Annotated in this window: 2 protein-coding genes; one reads left to right on the forward strand and one right to left on the reverse strand. The window is 75.2% G+C overall.

What is annotated here, in order from left to right; genetic code table 11:
• Nucleotides 1-822, forward strand: an 822-nt coding sequence (locus E3O39_RS19090) for a hypothetical protein (protein WP_198413459.1), incomplete at its 5' end; no start/stop codon positions are given.
• Nucleotides 823-849: 27 nt separating this feature from the next.
• Here E3O39_RS19090 and E3O39_RS19095 read toward each other — a convergent pair.
• Nucleotides 850-1866, reverse strand: a 1017-nt coding sequence (locus tag E3O39_RS19095) for a hypothetical protein (protein WP_198413460.1), incomplete at its 5' end; no start/stop codon positions are given.

Genomic DNA, 1866 nt, shown 5'->3' on the forward strand with positions numbered 1-1866 from the left:
TTCCCCGGGCCCGGCCGCGTGCACGCCGTGCGCCGGCCGACACCCGCGACCGCGGGGTCGCCCGGCGCGATCCCGTTCCGCGTCGGCCCGACCCCGGCGCCGTGCGCGCCGACGTCGGTGTCCGCCCTGCAGTCCACCCAGCTCTCCCTGGCCGAGGCGAAGGCGAAGATCACCCGGCTCGAGGCGCAGCTCGTCGAGGCGGGAAGCACGGAGTCCGACCTCGCCCGCCTGCGCGAGCAGGCCCGCTCCGCGCAGCTGCAGCTCCGCGACGCGCTCGTCGAACTCGGCACCCTGCGACACACCGTCGCCGAACTCCGCGACGAGCAGCGCACCCAGAAGCGGATGCTGCGCGAGTCCCGCCGGACCGTCGTCGCCCCCACCCCCAGCAGCGAATACGAGTCCCGCCGCGCCCTCTGGGAAGATGCGACCAGCTGGGTCCGCCACGAGATCGCCCTCGCCTGGGTTGACCGGGTCCCGGAATCCGACCGCGAGGAATGGCCGCTGCCGTACAGCTACGGCCTGTCAGACCGGTTCGCGGATTCCCTGAGCGGGCTCGACGACGGGCAGCTCGCGAAAGCGTTCAAGGCATCCGTCGATGTGCTGACCGGACGGGTCAAGACCCTGCAGGGCCGCCACCTGCACGCGCTGCGCCAGGGCGCAGGTCCCGCAGACCCGCACCTGTTGCGCTGGGACGGCGCCCGCTGCATGCGGGTGTCGATCGAGCAGAACACCCCGGCCGCGCGCCGGATGCACTTCTGGCAGAAGCCGGACGGCAGCGTCGAGCTGATCCGCATCGTCACCCACGACGACATGGAAGCCTAGGCAGTCACCCCTGACCGCCCGGCCGGGTCAGCCGGCGCGGCGCGGGTGGGTCGGCGGGAGCGCGTTCTCCACGTAGGGGATCCAGGACTGCGCGTCGCGGGCGAGCACGAAATCGGCGAACGACATCGGACCGGCCTGGGGGTCGACGCCCGGGATTCCGGTGGCGCCGGCCGCGGGTGCAGCTGGCATCGACCCCGTCGGAGTGTCGGCCATGGGCACGAAGCCCGGCGGAACGAAGGATGCCGGTCGCCGGCGGCGCTCCTCGTGCGCCGGAGGCCGGGGCTGCTGGTGCTGCTGGGCCGGAGGTCGCTGCTGCGGTGCCCGCCGGTCCGCTACCGGAGCGTCACCGTCCGGCGCCGGGCCGGTGCTGTGCCGCGGCCGGGCAGACGGGAGGCCCGTGTCCTGGCCCGCGGGATCCTGCTGCGGGCTGGCACGATAGAACGTGTCGGGGTGCTGGCTGTAACGATCGTCCGGGAAGGTGTCGGCGGTCCGGGGGTCGCGCCGGTCGGCGGGCGGGCGACGGCGGTCGTTCGGGTACGGCAGGCCGGCCTTGCCCGGGTCGCGGCGATCGACGAATGCCCGGCGCCGCTCGATCGGCATCGGCAACGGCGCGCCGTACTGCGGGTTCGGGCGGGTCGCCGGGTTCTGTGGTTCCTGCGCCGGCGGATGCTGCCGGACCGGCGGGTACTGGAAGCTCTCCGGATCGAGCGGGTTCGACGGGGTCCCCGGGGCCTGGCGCGGGAGCCTGCTGTCGCGCGGATCCATCGGCGTCCGCCGGACCGGCGAGGGCGGCGGCGGAACGGGTCCGCGGCGGATGTACTGGTCGTCCGGTCCGCGGGTGGTCCAGCCGGCACGCGGACCGAACTGGGCCTGCGGGTTCTCCGCCGGTCGCTGCTGGGGGTACTGCTGCTGCGCCTCGCGTGCTTCGGCGCCGCGCGGGTCTGCGGCCGGGGGGCCAGCTGCCGGAGTTCCGGCGGCGGCCGGGCCCGCGGACGCGGTGGCCGGGCCGGACGGAGCCGCGGTGCTCGCGGGATCCGGTGCCGC

Source organism: Cryobacterium sp. MDB2-A-1 (genome assembly GCF_004402675.1).
Lineage (GTDB): Bacteria > Actinomycetota > Actinomycetes > Actinomycetales > Microbacteriaceae > Cryobacterium > Cryobacterium glucosi.